Raw genomic sequence first — 16,089 nt, 5'->3', positions numbered from 1 at the left:
ATGACCGTCTCTGGCAAGATCGCGCTTTATGGCGTTGGCCTCGGGCCCGGCGACCCGTCCTATGTGACGGTCAAGGCGCGCGAAATCCTCGAGACCGCCGATCGGCTCGTCCATTTCTGCAAGCAGGGCCAGCGCGGCAATGCCCGCACCATTGCCGACCGGCTGGTCGGCGCCGACCCGGCGCGCGAAATCGCGCTGGTCTATCCGGTCACCACCGAGGCGCCGGTCGACGCCGCAGCCTATATCAATCCGATGGCGGCGTTTTATGCCGCTTCCGCGGCACGGCTTGCCGCCGAGGTCGACAATGGCCGCCTGGTCGCCATCCTCTGCGAAGGCGACCCGTTCTTCTACGGCTCCCTGATGCATCTCTGGCGCCGTCTGGCGCCGCTCTATCCCTTCGAGGTCATCCCCGGCATTACCGGCATGTCGGGCGCCTGGACGCTTGCCGCCGCGCCGATCACCTGGGGCGACGACATCCTGACCGTTCTGCCGGGCACCTTGCCGGAGGCGGAACTCGCCCGCCGGCTCGGCGATACCGACGCCGCGGTGGTGATGAAGATCGGCCGGAACTTCCCGAAGGTCCGCCGCGCGCTCGCCGCGGCCGGCCTGATCGAGCGCGCCATCTATGTCGAGCGCGCCAGCATGAGCGACCAGCTCATCCTGCGGCTCGCCGACAAGACCGACGACGAGGCACCCTATTTTTCGATGATCCTGGTGCCTGGCGAAGGGCGGCGGCTGTGACGGCGGGATTGGTCACGGTCATTGGCCTCGGCCCCGGCGATCCGCGCTATCTGACGCCATCAGCCGCGGCGGCGCTTGCCGCGGCGACCGACATTGTCGGCTATGGCGCCTATGTCGACCGGGCGCCGCTGCGGGCGGGCCAGCGGCGGCACGCCTCGGACAATCGCGTCGAGGTCGAGCGCGCCCGTTTCGCCCTGGATCTGGCAGCCGATGGCGGCAGCGTCGCGGTCGTCTCGGGCGGCGATCCCGGCGTCTTCGCTATGGCGGCAGCGCTGTTCGAGGCCTATGAGGCCGAGACGGCCCGCTGGCCTGGCGTGGCGATCAAGGTCGAACCGGGGATCACCGCCATGCTGGCGGTGGCGGCGCGTGTCGGCGCGCCGCTCGGCGGCGATTTCTGCGCGATTTCGCTGTCCGACAATCTCAAGCCCTGGGATGTCATCGTCGCCAGGCTGAAGGCCGTGCTGGCGGCCGATCTGGTCATCGCGCTCTATAATCCGATCTCCAAGGCCCGGCCCTGGCAGCTCGGCGAAGCGCTGAAACTCGCGGGCGCCGAGCGGGCGGCCGAGACGCCCGTGATCTTCGCCCGCGCCGTCGGTCGGCCGGACGAAACGATCCGTATCGTTCCGCTTGATAGGGCGATCGAAGCGGCCGAAACCGCCGACATGTCGACCCTGGTGATGATCGGCGCCGCGGCGACACGGCTGATCGCACGCGCTGGCGAAGAACCTTTTGTTTATACGCCGCGCTCGGTCGGGGTGAGGCCATGACGGCTGAGCCAGGCGATCACCTGATCGATATCGGCGGCCTGCGGCACGTCGGGTTTGGCAGGCCGCGCCACCATCACGACGGCCAAGCCGAGCGCCCGCGCCGCGGCGAGCTTGGCTTCGGTCTGTGTGCCGCCCGAATTCTTGCTGACGACCAGGTCGATGCGCTTCTGCCGCATCAGGGCGATCTCGTCCGCGACCAGGAAGGGGCCGCGCGCCTGGATGAGCGTGACATCGGGCATGGGCAGCACATCGCCCGTCGGTTCGATGCTGCGCACCAGATAGCTGTGCTGCGGCGCTGCGGCGAAGGCACCGAGTTCCTGCCGGCCAATGGTCAGGAAGACCCGGCGCGGTTGCGTGCCGAGTGCCGTCACGGCGGCGGCCATGTCCTGGACGCCAATCCAGTTGTCACCGGCGACCGGCGTCCAGGGCGGCCGGCGCAGCGCCAGCAACGGCTTTTTGGCGATCCGGCAGGCCGCTTCGGCGTTGAACGGCATGATGTCAGCGAAGGGATGGGTCGCGTCGATCACCGCCGTGATGCTGTTCGCGGACAGGAATGCCGCAAGCCCCTCGATGCCGCCGAAGCCGCCGGTCCGGGTCGGCAGCGCCAGCGGTTTCGGCGCGCTGGTGCGCCCGGCGAGCGACACCAGGGCCGGCAGGTCGGGGAAGCTCCGGGCCAGGCGGCGGGCGAGCGCGGCCGCTTCCGTGGTGCCGCCGAGGATCAGGATCGTCATGGCTGACTTGTCGCGGAATGAGACCGCCCTGTCGAGCGGTGAGACGGCGCCCTGGCTGACGATTGTCGGCCTCGGCGAGGACGGCCGTGCCGGCCTGTCGGCCGCGGCGCTCAAGGCGCTGGATGAAGCCGAGCTGGTGGTCGGTGGCATCAGGCATCTGGCTTTGGTCGCGCCGCTGGCCCGGGAGACGCTCGCCTGGCCGAGCTCGATCCAGGAGGCCTTTCCGGCCATCCTGGCGCGGCGTGGCGGCCGGGTCTGCGTGCTCGCCTCCGGCGATCCCTTCCACTACGGCGTCGGAGTGCAATTGACTGCACACGTGCCGGCTGCGGAGATGCGGGTGCTGCCGCAGCCCTCGGCTTTTAGTCTCGCCGCCGGACGGCTCGGCTGGGCGCAGCAGGATTGCGCGCTGGTCTCGCTGCATGGTCGACCATTGGAACGGATCGTTCCGTATCTGCAGCCGGGCGCGCGCATCCTGGCGCTGTCCTGGGACGGCTCAACCCCTGCCAAGCTCGCCGCACTGCTTGGCGAACGTGGCCTCGGAGCCTCGGAGATCGTGGTTCTCGAGGCGCTGGGCGGCCCGCGCGAGCGGGTCCGGCGCGGTATCGCCAGGGATTTCGTCCTCGATGACATCGATCCGCTCAACACGATTGGCATCGACGTGGTGGCTGGCCCTGGCGCGCGCACGCTGCCGCTGACCCCTGGCCTCGACGACGACTGGTTTTCGAGCGACGGCCAATTGACCAAGGCGGAGATCCGCGCCGTGACCCTGTCGGCGCTGAGCCCGCGCCGCGGCCAGGTCTTGTGGGATATCGGCGCCGGTTCCGGTTCGATCGCCATCGAATGGTGCCTGCGCCATCAGGCCAACCGGGCTTTTGCCATCGAGCCGCGGCCGGATCGCGCGGCGCGTATCGAGGCCAATGCGCTCGATCTGGGGGCGCCCGAGGTCACGCTGGTGCGCGGCGAAGCGCCGGCCGCGCTGGCCGGGCTGGCCGCCCCTGATGCCGTGTTCATCGGCGGCGGCATTGGCGATGCCGGAGTGTTCGAGACGGCCTGGGCGGGACTGAAATCCGGCGGCCTTCTGGTCGCCAATGTCGTGACGCTCGAAGGCGAGGCACGGCTTGCTGCGCTGTTCGCGACCCATGGCGGCACGATGCGGCGGATTGCGGTTGCCCGTCTCGATGCGATCGGCGGCCTGCACGGCTGGCGCGCGGCCATGCCGGTCACCCAGTGGCGGGTGCAAAAGCCATGATTGCCGTCGGATTGGGCCTGCGCCCGGGAACCGGGCCTGTCGACATCAGGGCCTGTATCGAGGCCGCGCTCGGCCGGCTCGACCTCGACGTCGCCGACATCGGCTGCCTGGCGACGGTCGCCACGCGGGCCGCCGAGCCGGGACTGATCGCGCTCGCCGCCGCTATCGGCGCGCCGGTCATCGGCATTCCCGACGAGGCGTTGCGCGGCCAGGATGCCGGCTGCGCCACGCGCTCGACCCGTGTGGTCGCGCTGTTCGGCGTCGGTTCGGTGGCCGAAGCGGCCGCGCTCGCCGCGGCCGGCGCCTCCGCCAGCCTCATCCTGCCTCGCATCGTCATGGGCCGGGTCACCTGCGCCCTCGCCCGCGGAAACAGACCATGACCGTTCATTTCATTGGCGCCGGCCCGGGCGCCGCCGACCTCATCACGGTGCGCGGCCGCACGCTGATCGAGCAATGCCCGGTCTGCCTCTATGCCGGCTCGCTGATCCCGCAGGCCCTGCTCGGCTGGTGTCCGCCGGGCGCGCGCATCGTCGATACCGCGCCGCTCGATCTCGACGCGATCATCGCCGAGATCGCGGCCGCGCATGACGCCGGCCAGGATGTCGCGCGATTGCATTCCGGCGACCTGTCGATCTGGAGCGCGGTCGGCGAGCAGATGCGCCGGCTCGATGCGCTCGCCATTCCCTATTCGGTGACCCCCGGCGTGCCGGCCTTTTCGGCGGCCGCGGCGCTGCTGCGCCGCGAACTGACCTTGCCGGAGGTGGCCCAGTCGGTGGTGCTGACCCGCACCAGCGGCCGCGCCTCGTCCATGCCGCCAACCGAGACGCTGCCGGCCTTCGCCGCGACCGGCGCGACGCTGGCGATCCATCTGTCGATCCATGTGATCGACCAGGTGGTGGCCGAACTGACGCCGTTTTACGGCGCCGACTGCCCTGTGGCCGTGGTGTTCCGGGCCTCCTGGCCGGACGAGCGCCTGCTAGAGGGGACGCTCGCCGATATCGCCGAGGCGGTCGCCGCGGCCAAACTCGAACGCACCGCGCTGATCCTGGTCGGACCGGCGCTCGGCGCCAGCGATTTCCGCGAAAGCGCGCTCTATTCGCGTGATTATGACCGCCGCTTCCGTCCGCGCGGCGGTGACGAAGGGCCGGACGCATGAAACGCCGCTTTCGCCAACCACCCTGCCCTTCCCCATCCTGCCGAGCCTGTCTGCGATGACGCCCTCTTCATTTCTGCCGGTGTTCGAGCCAGGCACGGTCTGGCTGGTGGGGGCCGGTCCTGGCGATCCCGGGCTGCTGACCCTCACCGCGGTTCATGCGATCGGCCAGGCCGACGTGATCCTGCATGACGCGCTGATCGATCCGCGCATCCTGACCTATGCCCGGCCCGGCGCGATCCTGGAGAATGCCGGCAAGCGCGGTCACAGGCCTTCGCCGAAACAGTCCGAAATCAGCGACATGCTGGTCGACCACGCCCGCCAGGGCCGGCGCGTGCTGCGCCTGAAGGGCGGCGACCCCTTCGTGTTCGGGCGCGGTTACGAAGAGGCGCTGGCGCTGGCTAAGGCCGGCATCGGTTTTCGCATCGTGCCGGGGGTGTCGAGCGGGCTTGCGACGCTGGCGCTGCACGGCATTCCCGCGACCTCGCGCGACTCCAACCACGCGGTGATCCTGGCGACCGGTCATCTCGCCGAGGACAAGACCGTCGACTGGGCGACGCTCGCCAGGACCGGCCAGCCGCTCGTGCTCTATATGGCGGTGGCCAATCTCACCCCGATCACCACGGCGCTCCAGGCCGGCGGCCTTGCCGCGGATACCCCTGCCATTGCCGTTCACCGCGCCACGACCGGGGCGGAAGAGGTCATCACGACGACACTCGCCGCGCTGCCCGGCCTGGCGGCGGCCGGCCGCATTCATTCGCCCGCGGTAATCGCCATTGGCGCCATCGCGCCGCTGCGCGCCGCCATCGCGCCCTATCTCGCCGGCGTCGGGGAGGCTGTCCGATGAGCCGTGCCAAGGGCCTTTTGATCGCCGCGCCACGCTCGGGCTCGGGCAAGACCACCATCACGCTTGGGCTGCAGCGCGCCTTTGCCAGGCGCGGCCTGACGGTGCGTGGCATCAAATGCGGACCCGACTATATCGACCCGGCCTTTCATGCCGCGGCGACCGGCGCGCCGAGCTGCAATCTCGACAGTTTCGCCATGTCCGACGATCTGGTCGCAGGCCTTGCCGGCGCGGCCGCGCAGGACAGCGACATCATCCTGGCGGAGGGCTCGATGGGCCTGTTCGACGGGGTGCGCGCGAGCCACGGCCATACCGGCGCCAGCGCCGATATCGCCGCGCGCTGCGGCTGGCCGGTCGTGCTGGTCATCGACGTTTCCGGCCAGGCCCAGTCGGCGGCGGCCATCGCGCTCGGCTGCATGCATTATGATCCGCGCATCACCATTGCCGGCGTCATCCTCAACAAGGTGGCGAGCCCGCGGCATCGCCGGCTGGTCGAAGACGGCATGAAACGCATCGGCCTGGCCGTGCTCGGCGCCCTGCCGCGCGAAGCGAGCCTGATCCTGCCGGAGCGCCATCTCGGCCTGGTCCAGGCCGGCGAGACCGAAGACCTGATGGCCCGGCTCGATGCGCTCGCCGCGGCCGTCTCCGAGGCCGTCGATCTCGACGCCGTGCTGGCCGCGGCCGGCACGACCGAGATCGCCGGTTCCGGCCCGACCGGCGCGCCGGTTCCGGCACCTGGCCGGCGCGTCGCGGTGGCGCGCGATGCCGCCTTCTCCTTCATCTATCCGCATGTCGAGGCAGGCTGGCGTGGCGAAGGCGCCGAGATCGTGGCTTTCTCGCCGCTTGCCGATGAAGCCCCGCCCGAGGATTGCGATGCCTGCTGGCTGCCCGGCGGCTATCCGGAACTGCATGCGGCGCGGCTTGCCGAAGCGAGCCGGTTCAAGGCCGGTCTCGCGCGTTTCGCCGAAACCCGGCCGGTCCATGGCGAGTGCGGCGGCTATATGGTGCTGGGCGAGGCGATCGAAGCGGCCGACGGCGTCCGCTACCCCATGCTCGGGCTGCTGCCGGTCGTGACGAGCTTCGCCAAGCGGCGCATGTCGCTCGGCTATCGTGTGGTGACGACCAGCGCCGCGAGCGCGCTTGGCCCCGCCGGCTCGCGCCTCACCGGCCACGAGTTCCACTATGCGACGATCCTGGCCTCGAGCCCTGATGGTGCGCTCGGCGAGGCGGTCGATGCCGAGGCAAGCGCGCTCGGCCCGGTCGGCCATGTCAGGGGCCATGTCTCGGGTTCGTTCTTCCACGCCATCCAGCGCGGCTGAGGGCCGCCGGTCAGACCCGGCGGCCGTCGACGCTGACGGTCTCGAAGGCGACCTGATGCCGAGCTGGACTATTTCACCGCAGCGTGCACGACACACTCTTCAACCCTGACGTCTCCGAGCAGATGCTCGGCCACGATCCGATCGATCCGCTCGCGGGTCAGCCCGCCATACCAGACGCCGTCGGGATGCACCGTCATGAGCGGCCCCAAATTGCAGGGATAGAGGCAACTGGAGCGGGCGCACATCACCCGCCGAGGGCCTGCGGCGAGCGCGCGATGGGACTTCATGGCGCTGCGCAGGTGCTGGTAGAGCGGCTCGGCCGCGCGATGCAGGCAGCGGGCGCCGACGCAGAAGAAGACCTGCCGTCCGTGTTCCGGGATTTTCGACCAGCCGGGCTTGCCGAGGCTCGGCACGACCTGTGCCACGTCGCCGGCGGCCGGCAGGGCGAGAACGGCGGCGACGGCGGCGGCCATGTCGATCGCCTGCTCGACCGGCGGCGCCAGGCGAACGGTCATCGCGGCTCCACGATCGGCGCGCCATTGGCTGAGTGCGCCGGCCAGCCAGGTCGACAGGCTCGGGTCGGCCGGCACCATGCAGGTGACCACCGTGGTGTCTTCGATCCCCGCGGCGGCGAGCGCATCGAGCACGTCGGGCAGGGACGGCCCGGTCAAGTCGGCGAAGGCGGTGGTGATGCGGCAGCCGGCCCGATCAGGCTGAAGCACCTCGTGCAGGCGGGCGGCCAATTGCGTGAGGTTCTGCGTCTGGTCGAAAGCCGCCCGGCCGTAGAGAACGATGGCGGACGGAGGAGAAGAGTTGGACATGCGGCTCGGCCTTTGCGGGATCAGATGCGCCGCCGGCGCATCAGCCAGAGGAAAAACACCCCGCCGCAGAGCGAGGTGACGACCCCGAGCGGGATTTCGCGGGGCGCGAAGGCCGTGCGGGCGAGGACGTCCACCCAGACCAGAAACAGCCCGCCGGCGAGCGCCGACAGCGGCAGCAGACGGCGCAGGTCGCCGCCGACGAACAGCCGGACCAGATGTGGCAGGACGAGGCCGACGAAGCCGATCCCGCCACTGGCCGCGACGATCGCGCCGGTCATCAGCGAGGCGACGACGAAGACTTCGATGCGCAGTCGCACCGGGTCGATGCCGAGGCTCCGCGCCGTATCGTCGCCAAAGGCGAGCGCGTTGATCGTGCCGGCGCGCAGGCAGAGCCAGGCGGTGCCGGCGAGCGTCACGATGGCCGGAACCGGGACGGTCGCCCAGCGGGCATTGCCGAGCCCGCCCATCATCCAGAACAGCGCCGCCTCGGCTCCGCGGTCGGCCGCGCCGACAATCAGGGCATTGGTCACCGCATGCAGGATGAAGGCGACCGCCACGCCGGTCAGCACCAGCCGCTCGCTGGTCGGCGCACCGCCGCCGCGCGCCGCCGCGAAGACCAGCACCATGGCTGCGAAGGCGCCGGCGAAGGCCGCGATCGGCAATCCCAGGGCGCCCGCGAAGGGGCCGATATAGAGAATGACCAGGACGGCGCCGACGGCAGCGCCGGCGGAGACGCCGAACAGATAGGGATCGGCGAGGGAGTTGCGGGTCAGCACCTGCAGCACGGCGCCGATCACGGCAAGCCCGGCCCCCGCGGTCGCGCCGAGCAGGACACGCGGCAGGCGCAGCTCCCAGACGATGTTGCGCTCGGCCCGGCTCCAACCGGACGCAACGCGGCCGAGACCGAGTTCGTCGGCGACGATGCCCGCCACGGTCCGGATCGGGATGGCGACCGCCCCGAAAGCGACCGCCGCGATGCAGGACGTGACCAGCAGGGCGGCGAGGATGCCGCACCAGACGATCAGATCGGCGCGCTGACGGCGTCGCGCCTGCCCGATGATGACTGGCGACGCGGCGGCGGCGGGACGCGTGCTGCTTACCTCGGTCATGGCGCGAACCGATCGGGATGGAGGGCGCGGGCGATCTTCTCCAGCCCGTCGACGCTGCGGGTCGAGGGCGTCTGCTCGGCATAGGTGATGATGATGAACTGCCGCTTGCGAATGGCCTCGACATGGCCGAGCTGCGGGTCGGAGGTCAGGTGGCGGATGATCTCGCTGATCGGGACGCGATGGTCGCTGATCAGGATCCATTGCGGATCGCGCCGGGCCACCTCCTCCCAGCTGACCCGCACATAGCTGTCGGCGACGTCGTCGAAGATGTTCCGTCCGCCGGCGAGCCGGGTGATCAGCGCGGTCATGCCCTCGGCTCCGACCGACACCGGCGGGCTCTCGCTGTTGCAGTCGCTGCAATACATGACACGGGGCGGCACGCCGGCGCCGCGCACACGCTCGACCACATCGGCCACGCGCCGTCGCAACGTCGTCACCATCCGCTCCGCGCGTTCGACAATGCCGAAAATCGCGCCCAGCGCCTGGAGGTCGGTATAGAGCGTCTCCATGGTGATCGGCTCGCGGCGGCCGACCCGGATGCAGCTCTCGCGCAGCGTGTAGCTCTTCACGCCCATCTCCGCGAGCGCCGCCGGGGTCAGGCCGCGCGCCGCCGAGAAGCCATAGTTCCAGCCGGCGAACATGAAGTCGGGGTCCTGGCCGAGCACCGCTTCGAGCGAAGGGTAGCGGCCGACGAACTGGTGCAGCGCCGCGACGACGCCGGGGGCTGCGATCAGATGGCGCTCGACGCCGGCAATGCCTGAAACCGCGACGATCCGATCGGCGAGGCCGAGGTCGAGCATGGTCTGGACCATGTTGGTGTCGTTGACCACGGCCCGGCGCGGCGCGGCATCGAAGCGCGCCGTTTCGAAGCAATTGTCGACCTCGACGGGAAAGGCCCGTGCGGCGCCGGGGGCAAACCCGAGGGCCATGGCGAGCGCGAAGACGGGGCCGAACCTCATGGCTGATGTCTCCCTTGGGCTGGCCGCAGGTCGACGCGGATCTGCCGCGTGGCCGGGTGGGTGTCGACGCTGGCGTCGACCGCGAAGGCGGCCATCAAATGCTCCGAGGTCAGGGCCGCGGCCGGGGCCGCGTCGGCGAGGACCCGGCCGCCCTTCATCAGCAGGATGCGGTCGCAGGACCGGCCGGCCAGTTCGATATCGTGGAACACCGCCAGAACGGTGATGCCGAGCGACCGCAGCAACGCCAGCACGGCAAAGCGATGCTGGATATCGAGGTGGTTCATCGGCTCGTCGAGCAGCAGGATGTCCGGCTCCTGCGCCAGGGCGCGCGCGATCAGCACCCGCTGGCGCTCGCCGCCGGAGAGGCTCTCGACCGCGCGGTCGGCGAGATCCGTCAGGTCGAGCCTGGCGAGCGCGCGGGCGACGACGGCCCGGTCGCGCTCGTCCTCGCCGTGCCACAGGCCGCGGCGGCGGGCCAGGCGCCCGAGGCCGACGACATCGCGCACGCAGAAGCCGAGCGCGGCATCGGCATCCTGCGCCTGCAGCGCCAGATGGCGGGCCCGCGTGGCCGGCGACAGCGTCTGCACGTCCGAACCCGCCAGCACGACGCGGCCGCGATCGGGCCGATCGAGGCCGGCGATGCAGCGCAGCAGCGTGCTCTTGCCGCAGCCGTTCGGGCCGAGGATGCCGAGGATGGTGTTCGCCGCGACGCTGAGGCTGACCTCGCGCAGGATGTCGCGGCTGCCGCGGCGGTACCACAGGTCCTCGACGAGAACGGCCGCGGCTGGATACGTGTCGGCTGGAACGGCCATCACGTCGCCTCAGAAGGTGACGGCATAGGACAGTTCCACCGTGCGCGGCCGCCCGAGCAGCCACATGGTGGAACTGCCGGTCACGGCATAGACCTGGTCGAACAGATTGTAGCCGCGCAGGCTGAGCCGGGACTTATCAGTCACCTGGTAGTCGATGCTGGCATTGACCAGCGCGTAGCCGGGTCGCCGCGCCGTATTGGCGAAATCACCGAAGGTCGGGCCGACATATTGCACCCCGGCGCGTGCCTCCATGCGCGGCGCGAAGGCCCAGGAGAGCCAGAGATTGGCGACCTGGTTCGGCACGTTCTGCGGCTGGTTGCCCCGATAGGAGACCGCGACGCCGCCGACGGATTGCCGGAAATTGTCATATTGCGCGCGGAGCAGCGCGAGATTGCCCTCGACGCGCCAGTTCTCCCAGAGCCTCAGCGACAGCGAGGCCTCGACGCCCTGGGACGATTGGCTGCCGACCTGCACGATGACGGCCGGATTGGTCGGCTCGACGGTCAAGAGGTTGTCCTTGGTGATCCGGTAGCCCGCCAGGGTGAACTCGCCGCGGCCGCCCCAGAAGGCCTGCTTGAAGCCGATCTCGATCTGCCGCCCTGTCGAGAGCTGGAAATTCCGCTGCGACACCGGCAGTGAGATCAGGCTGCCGACGGGGTCGACGCCTGTGGCATATTGGGCATAGAGCGCGGTGTCGGGAAACGGATTGTAGACCACGCCGAAGCGATAGCTGATCGCGTCGAAACTCTTGGTGAAGCTGTTTGCCGGGTTGATCAGGTCGTCACGGCGGATGCGCGGCGCCTCGTAGCGGATGCCGGCGATGAGCGCGAGCTTGTCGGTGACCGACAGGCGGTCCTCGGCGAAGACGGAGACCTGGTCGGTCGTCGTCTGGAAGGCCGGGCGTGTCCCGGCGAGATTGATGAAACGGCCGGGATCGAAAGCGTAGGGGTCGACGCTGCTCGTGCCGCCATAAGGCGAATTGCTGGTGTTGCGGAACGAGATTCGGTTGACGTCGAAACCGACCACCAGCTCGTTCTTCAGGCCGAACAGGCTGCCGCGCAGGGTGGCGTCGGCGCGGTTGCCGATCTGCTCCTGGCGGTGGAAGATCTCGATATAGCTGGAGCGCGCGATCCGCCCCGTGCTCGGGATGGCGGCGTAGCTCTCGACATTGCGCCAATGCCGGTCCGAGGTGATGCGATAGGCGGTGTTGCGGATGGTCAGGTCGGCATTCGGCGTCCACTCCGCCTTGAACTGGGTCCAGTTGTCCTGGAAGCGGATGGCGCTGTCGGCGACGTTGTAGTTGTTGAAGCGGAGTGCGCGATTGAGCTGGCCGTTGACCAGTGGCGTGCCGAAATAGCGCATCGGCTCCTGGTAACCGAAGTCGTTCGACAGCGTGAAGGCGAGATCGGGCGTGGCCTGGAACAGCAGTGCGCCCGAGATCGCCAGGTTGCCGAAATTGCCGTTCTGCCTGAGCCAGCCATCGGTCATGTTGCCGCTGATGTTGAAGCGATAGGCGAGCCGGTCGCTGATCGCGCCACCACTGTCGAGGGCCAGGCGCCTGGTGCCATTCGTGCCAAGGACGGCACGCACCTCGTTGATGGCATCGAAACTCGGCTTCTTCGGTACGACATTGATGATGCCGCCGATGGCGCCTTCGCCATAGAGGACCGAGGCCGGCCCGCGCAGCACCTCGATGCGCTCGACGTTCCAGGTGTCGAAGGGAAAGGTGATGGTGCCCGAGCCGACATAGAGGCGGGTGCCGTCATAGAGGTTCATCACCGAATTCACGCCGGCGAAGCCGCGCGAGGTGTAGGCGGCGCCGCCATTGCCGGGCGCGCCGACCGAGGTGATGCCGGTGGCGTTCTGGGTTACCGCTTCGGTGATGCTGTTCTGCCCGCGCTCGCGGATCTTCGCACCGGGAATGATCTCGATGCTGGCGGGTGTTTCGAGCGGTGTCAGGTCGAGACGGCTGCCGCCGCGGCTGGGCGTGCCGAGATTGAGGCCGGTCGGCACCACGGTGCCGCGGCCCTGGACGGTGATCGTGTCGAGCGTGACCGTGGCGGGGGTGGTCTGACCGCCCTCCCCGGTGGCGCGGGCCGCCGCAGCGGAGACCATGACGAGGCCAATGGCGGTGGGCAGAACAATGCGGGCTCGCGCCGCAGCGCGGCGCTCCGGGGGGCAAATGGACGGGAACACGAAGGGCCTCGCGGCGACGGATGTGGCACGTCACCGCGAATGAAGCCTCGCCGCCGGTCCAGTGCGGACAGGCGATTCGGCACCAGTCAGGACACCCCGCCCAACCTGTTCGCGCATGACCACGACTGACGGCAGGTCTCCTGGCTCACGGATCGATGCCCTCTGTCGTCTTCCCAGGCACAAGGCCCAGTGACATGGTGACAGAGGACTCTCCGCTTACAGTTGCGGGGGCAGCCACGGCCTTGAGCAGAGCTCGCACCGTATTCCCATTTTGATCCCATGCGGGAACCGTCAACCCAAGGTAGGGGGATTGGGCTCGGCAGGTCAACAGCCAAAACGGTGGGTGTGTCGCGATTGGTCGGATCCATGCCGCGATGCGGCTGACGGCTGCCGGTCAGACCGGGCGCCCGGAGGCCGGCCGCGCCACGGTGATGCCGTCGACGCTGACCGTCTCGAAGGCCACCTGGAAAACCCGCGCCAGCACGTCGGTTTCGACCAGATCGCCGGCCGCCATGTCGGCGGCGACGCGGCCCTTGTCGATCACCACCACCCGGTCGAACCAGGTGGTGGCGAGTTCGATCTCATGCAGGGCAACGATGACCAGGCGCGTCTTGCCCCGTTCGGCGAAACTGCGGACGAGATCGATCCGGTGGCGGATGTCGAGGCTGGCGCCGGGTTCGTCGGCGATCAGGACCGGCGGGTCGGTGACCTCCACCGCCGCCATCAGGCCGCGCGCTCTTTCGCCACCCGACAAGCCCGACCAGCGGCGGTCGGCGAGATCGGTCAACTCACCGTCGGCCAGGGCCTTGCCGACCGCGTCGGGCCCAAAACCCGGCAGCCGCTCGGCGCCCATCTCGACCAGCATGCGCGGGGTGATATCCCAATGCGGCACGAAATTCTGCGGGACATAACCGAGCGCCGCCGCCCGCTCGCGCCCGGTCAGGGATTGGAGGTCGCGTCCGCCGATCGTCACCGTGCCGGCATGATCCGGCTCGAGACCGGCAAGGATCTTCAGAAAGGTCGACTTGCCGGCGCCGTTCGGGCCAATGACCGCGACCGTGCCGGTGGCGCCGGCGGCGAAATCGATGCCGTCGACGATCGGCCGGCCGCCACGGATCAGGCGGAGACCCTGAGCGTTGACGCTGCTCATGATTTCAGCCGCCGCGCCAGCAGGAACAGGAAGAACGGCCCACCGGCAATGGCGGTGACCAGGCCGAGCGGGATTTCCGCCGGCGGCAAGGCCGAACGGGCGATGGCGTCGGCGACCACAACGACGATGGCACCGGTGAAGGCGGAGGCCGGGATCAACAGCCGGTGCCGCGGTCCGACCAGCCAGCGCGCGATATGCGGCGCGGCAAGCCCGACAAAGGCGACGAGCCCGCCATAGGCCACGGCGATCGCCACGACGATCGCGCCGACCAGGACGCAAAGCGTGACGAAACGGCGGACGTCGAGACCGAAGCCATGGGCCATGGCCTCGCCGAGGCCAAGGAGATCGAGCCCTTGCGCGGTCCTGAGCGCCAGCATGATGGCGGCCGCCAGCAGTGCCGCTAGCAGGGCGAGACCCTGCCAGGACGGCGTCTGGATGCCACCGAGCACCCAGCTCAGCACGACCTGCAGGTTGATCGTCTCGTCCGACAAGGCGAGCATCATGAAGGACCTGACGGCGCCGAGCACGGCGGCGACCGCGACACCGGCGAGCAGGAGGCCGGCGGCATCGACCACGCCGGCCACCCGCGACACCGCCAGGACCAGCACGGTAGCGCCCCAGGCGCCGGCAAAGGCCAGCACCGGCAGCGACAGGGCCTGTGGCACACCGAGCGGCACCAGCAGGGCAACCGTCGCGCCGACCGCGGCGCCACCGGCCGAGCCGAGCAGATAGGGTTCGGCGAGCGGGTTGCGGAACAGGCCCTGGAACAGGCAGCCGCCGAGGCCGAGCAGCGCGCCGACGGCCGCCGCGGCCAGCACGCGCGGCAGGCGCCAGTCGATGATCAGCCGGCTATCGAGCGACTGGTCGCCGCTGACGGCGGTCCAGAGCGCGGCGGGCGATGCCCAATCGTGGCCGGCGGAGAGGCCAAGCACCATGACGGCGAGCAAGACGGCGCCGAGCGACAGCCAGACCCGGGTCATGGCCTGGCTTCCGGATGCAGCAGGGCCGCAAGCTTTTCGATGCCGCCGACCACCCGCGGGCCGGGGATCAGGAACTCGGCGCGCGACACCGTGAAGACCCGCTTCTCCTTCAGCGCGCGCAGGCTCGACCAGCCGGGCCGGGCAAACAGATCCGCCATGTCGGCGGCGGAACCGGCGAACAGCACGACATCGGGGTCGGCGCGCAGCACGGCTTCGGGCGAGACCTGGGACAACATCTGCGCCTGGTCGAAAGCCAGACTGCCACCGGCGGCGATGATGGCGTCGGCGGTATAGCTGCCGGAACGGGCGATCAGCAGCATGCCGGTGGCGACACGGCCGGTGATCATGACGATGCGCGGCCGGGATCGGCCGGCGATGCGGGCGGCGACCGCATCGAGGCGCGCCTGCAACAGGCCGGTCACGGCTTCGCCGCGTTCCGGCACGCCGGTCGCGCCGGCCACCAGGCGAATATTGGCCATGACTTCGGGAATGCTGCGATGGGTCAGCACGATGATCGGGATGCCGAGCCGCTCCATCGGGTCGACCAATTGGTTCACCGCCTGGCGCGCCGGCGTGACGACGACGAGATCGGGGCGCTGGCGCACCACCCGGTCGACCGAGAAACCGAGCCGGCCGCCGACCGTCGGGCGGCCGACCACTTCGGGTGGAAAGCGGGTGAAGGTTTCGATGCCGACAATGCGCTCGGCCAGGCCGATCGCGGCGACCAGTTCGGTATTCGAGGCGAAGATGGTGACCAGCCGCGCCGGCGGACGCGCCAGCACCACCTGCCGGCCGAGCGCGTCGACGATCGCCTGGTGATCCGCGGCCAGGGCCGGGGTGGCGGTCGGCGCGGTCGCGAGCGCCAGTCCAAGACATGCCGCGGCGACCGCTTTCAGCCTCACGATCAGAACCTCGCCTGCATGCCGACGATGAACTCGCGCCCCGGCATGGAATTGCCCATGTTGCCGATGCCCTGCGTATTGGCATTGGTCGGATTGCCGAGGAAGGGCTGCTGGTCGAGCGCGATGAACAGGGCGTGCTGATTGACGTTGAAGATGTTGTTCACCGCGGCATAGGCGGTCAGCCCCTTGCGCAGCTCGCCCTCCAGCCGGGCGTTCCAGACCCAGAAGGCCGGCTTCCAGTGGATATGGCTGGCATTCGGTTCGGCTGCCGGAATGCGCAGGGGTTCCTCGGTATTGTACCAGAGCGGCCCCCGCAGAATGCCTGTTATCGCCAGGCTCCAGGGGATCGCCACACC

17 protein-coding genes and 1 riboswitch are annotated in these 16,089 nt (G+C 69.6%); of the genes, 7 read left to right on the top strand and 10 right to left on the bottom strand.

Features of this window, described 5'->3' with window-relative positions:
* Positions 1 to 741: a precorrin-2 C(20)-methyltransferase gene (locus tag E8M01_RS31130; RefSeq protein ID WP_136963709.1), complete on the top strand. Its 741-nt coding sequence runs from the start codon at positions 1 to 3 to the stop codon at positions 739 to 741.
* Complete coding sequence (gene cobJ / locus E8M01_RS31125; RefSeq protein ID WP_136963708.1) at positions 738 to 1,508, top strand: precorrin-3B C(17)-methyltransferase; 771 nt, start codon at positions 738 to 740, stop codon at positions 1,506 to 1,508. The genes E8M01_RS31130 and cobJ overlap by 4 nt, the downstream gene beginning before the upstream one ends.
* Here cobJ and E8M01_RS31120 read toward each other — a convergent pair.
* Positions 1,475 to 2,239: a cobalt-precorrin-6A reductase gene (locus E8M01_RS31120; RefSeq protein WP_136963707.1), complete on the bottom strand. Its 765-nt coding sequence runs from the start codon at positions 2,237 to 2,239 to the stop codon at positions 1,475 to 1,477. The genes cobJ and E8M01_RS31120 overlap by 34 nt on opposite strands.
* On the opposite strand from E8M01_RS31120, the gene cbiE reads away from it, so the two are divergent.
* The 5 genes from cbiE to E8M01_RS31095 are packed head-to-tail and all read left to right on the top strand — an operon-like array spanning position 2,238 to position 6,804.
* Complete coding sequence (gene cbiE / locus E8M01_RS31115) at positions 2,238 to 3,488, top strand: precorrin-6y C5,15-methyltransferase (decarboxylating) subunit CbiE (protein WP_136963706.1); 1,251 nt, start codon at positions 2,238 to 2,240, stop codon at positions 3,486 to 3,488. The two genes, E8M01_RS31120 and cbiE, sit on opposite strands and share 2 nt — an antisense overlap.
* Positions 3,485 to 3,868 carry a cobalamin biosynthesis protein gene (locus E8M01_RS31110; protein WP_136963705.1) on the top strand — a complete coding sequence of 128 codons (384 nt, stop codon included), beginning with the start codon at positions 3,485 to 3,487 and terminating at the stop codon, positions 3,866 to 3,868. The genes cbiE and E8M01_RS31110 overlap by 4 nt, the downstream gene beginning before the upstream one ends.
* Entirely contained in the window at positions 3,865 to 4,644 is a 780-nt protein-coding gene (gene cobM, locus E8M01_RS31105; RefSeq protein WP_136963704.1) for a precorrin-4 C(11)-methyltransferase, read from the top strand. Before E8M01_RS31110 ends, cobM begins: the two co-directional genes overlap by 4 nt.
* Positions 4,645 to 4,699: 55 nt before the next feature.
* Positions 4,700 to 5,488 carry a uroporphyrinogen-III C-methyltransferase gene (gene cobA, locus E8M01_RS31100; RefSeq protein ID WP_136963703.1) on the top strand — a complete coding sequence of 263 codons (789 nt, stop codon included), beginning with the start codon at positions 4,700 to 4,702 and terminating at the stop codon, positions 5,486 to 5,488.
* Complete coding sequence (locus tag E8M01_RS31095; RefSeq protein ID WP_136963702.1) at positions 5,485 to 6,804, top strand: cobyrinic acid a,c-diamide synthase CobB; 1,320 nt, start codon at positions 5,485 to 5,487, stop codon at positions 6,802 to 6,804. The genes cobA and E8M01_RS31095 overlap by 4 nt, the downstream gene beginning before the upstream one ends.
* Positions 6,805 to 6,872: 68 nt before the next feature.
* On the opposite strand, the gene E8M01_RS31090 is transcribed toward E8M01_RS31095, so the two are convergent.
* From E8M01_RS31090 to E8M01_RS35920, 9 genes are all read right to left on the bottom strand, one after another.
* The gene (locus E8M01_RS31090) at positions 6,873 to 7,625 is read right to left on the bottom strand and encodes a (2Fe-2S) ferredoxin domain-containing protein (RefSeq protein ID WP_136963701.1); all 753 of its coding nucleotides are present in this window, start codon (positions 7,623 to 7,625) and stop codon (positions 6,873 to 6,875) included.
* Positions 7,626 to 7,645: 20 nt separating this feature from the next.
* The gene (locus E8M01_RS31085) at positions 7,646 to 8,734 is read right to left on the bottom strand and encodes a FecCD family ABC transporter permease (RefSeq protein WP_136963700.1); all 1,089 of its coding nucleotides are present in this window, start codon (positions 8,732 to 8,734) and stop codon (positions 7,646 to 7,648) included.
* Entirely contained in the window at positions 8,731 to 9,693 is a 963-nt protein-coding gene (locus tag E8M01_RS31080) for an ABC transporter substrate-binding protein (protein ID WP_136963699.1), read from the bottom strand. Before E8M01_RS31080 ends, E8M01_RS31085 begins: the two co-directional genes overlap by 4 nt.
* Complete coding sequence (locus tag E8M01_RS31075; protein ID WP_136963698.1) at positions 9,690 to 10,505, bottom strand: ABC transporter ATP-binding protein; 816 nt, start codon at positions 10,503 to 10,505, stop codon at positions 9,690 to 9,692. The genes E8M01_RS31080 and E8M01_RS31075 overlap by 4 nt, the downstream gene beginning before the upstream one ends.
* Before the next feature lie 9 nt (positions 10,506 to 10,514).
* Entirely contained in the window at positions 10,515 to 12,620 is a 2,106-nt protein-coding gene (locus E8M01_RS31070) for a TonB-dependent receptor (RefSeq protein ID WP_136964921.1), read from the bottom strand.
* A gap of 194 nt (positions 12,621 to 12,814) precedes the next feature.
* Positions 12,815 to 13,009: riboswitch (cobalamin riboswitch) on the bottom strand.
* Positions 13,010 to 13,095: 86 nt separating this feature from the next.
* A complete protein-coding gene (locus E8M01_RS31065) occupies positions 13,096 to 13,851 on the bottom strand; it encodes an ABC transporter ATP-binding protein (RefSeq protein ID WP_136963697.1) in 756 nt (251 codons plus the stop codon).
* Entirely contained in the window at positions 13,848 to 14,831 is a 984-nt protein-coding gene (locus tag E8M01_RS31060) for a FecCD family ABC transporter permease (RefSeq protein ID WP_136963696.1), read from the bottom strand. The genes E8M01_RS31065 and E8M01_RS31060 overlap by 4 nt, the downstream gene beginning before the upstream one ends.
* The gene (locus tag E8M01_RS31055; protein ID WP_246088497.1) at positions 14,828 to 15,733 is read right to left on the bottom strand and encodes an ABC transporter substrate-binding protein; all 906 of its coding nucleotides are present in this window, start codon (positions 15,731 to 15,733) and stop codon (positions 14,828 to 14,830) included. The genes E8M01_RS31060 and E8M01_RS31055 overlap by 4 nt, the downstream gene beginning before the upstream one ends.
* 2 nt (positions 15,734 to 15,735) lie before the next feature.
* Positions 15,736 to 16,086: a TonB-dependent receptor gene (locus tag E8M01_RS35920; RefSeq protein ID WP_136963694.1), complete on the bottom strand. Its 351-nt coding sequence runs from the start codon at positions 16,084 to 16,086 to the stop codon at positions 15,736 to 15,738.
* Positions 16,087 to 16,089 lie beyond the last annotated feature (3 nt).

The organism is Phreatobacter stygius (genome assembly GCF_005144885.1).
Taxonomy (GTDB): Bacteria; Pseudomonadota; Alphaproteobacteria; order Rhizobiales; family Phreatobacteraceae; genus Phreatobacter; species Phreatobacter stygius.
This window is presented reverse-complemented; position numbering and strand designations above follow the sequence as displayed.

Coding starts and splice junctions, on each gene's coding strand:
- E8M01_RS31130 (WP_136963709.1), top strand. CDS start 1: ATGACCGTCTCTGGCAAGATCGCGCTTTATGGCGTTGGCCTCGGGCCC.
- cbiE (WP_136963706.1), top strand. CDS start 2,238: ATGGCTGACTTGTCGCGGAATGAGACCGCCCTGTCGAGCGGTGAGACG.
- E8M01_RS31120 (WP_136963707.1), bottom strand. CDS start 2,239: ATGACGATCCTGATCCTCGGCGGCACCACGGAAGCGGCCGCGCTCGCC.
- E8M01_RS31110 (WP_136963705.1), top strand. CDS start 3,485: ATGATTGCCGTCGGATTGGGCCTGCGCCCGGGAACCGGGCCTGTCGAC.
- cobM (WP_136963704.1), top strand. CDS start 3,865: ATGACCGTTCATTTCATTGGCGCCGGCCCGGGCGCCGCCGACCTCATC.
- cobA (WP_136963703.1), top strand. CDS start 4,700: ATGACGCCCTCTTCATTTCTGCCGGTGTTCGAGCCAGGCACGGTCTGG.
- E8M01_RS31095 (WP_136963702.1), top strand. CDS start 5,485: ATGAGCCGTGCCAAGGGCCTTTTGATCGCCGCGCCACGCTCGGGCTCG.
- E8M01_RS31090 (WP_136963701.1), bottom strand. CDS start 7,625: ATGTCCAACTCTTCTCCTCCGTCCGCCATCGTTCTCTACGGCCGGGCG.
- E8M01_RS31085 (WP_136963700.1), bottom strand. CDS start 8,734: ATGACCGAGGTAAGCAGCACGCGTCCCGCCGCCGCCGCGTCGCCAGTC.
- E8M01_RS31080 (WP_136963699.1), bottom strand. CDS start 9,693: ATGAGGTTCGGCCCCGTCTTCGCGCTCGCCATGGCCCTCGGGTTTGCC.
- E8M01_RS31075 (WP_136963698.1), bottom strand. CDS start 10,505: ATGGCCGTTCCAGCCGACACGTATCCAGCCGCGGCCGTTCTCGTCGAG.
- E8M01_RS31070 (WP_136964921.1), bottom strand. CDS start 12,620: ATGGTCTCCGCTGCGGCGGCCCGCGCCACCGGGGAGGGCGGTCAGACC.
- E8M01_RS31065 (WP_136963697.1), bottom strand. CDS start 13,851: ATGAGCAGCGTCAACGCTCAGGGTCTCCGCCTGATCCGTGGCGGCCGG.
- E8M01_RS31060 (WP_136963696.1), bottom strand. CDS start 14,831: ATGACCCGGGTCTGGCTGTCGCTCGGCGCCGTCTTGCTCGCCGTCATG.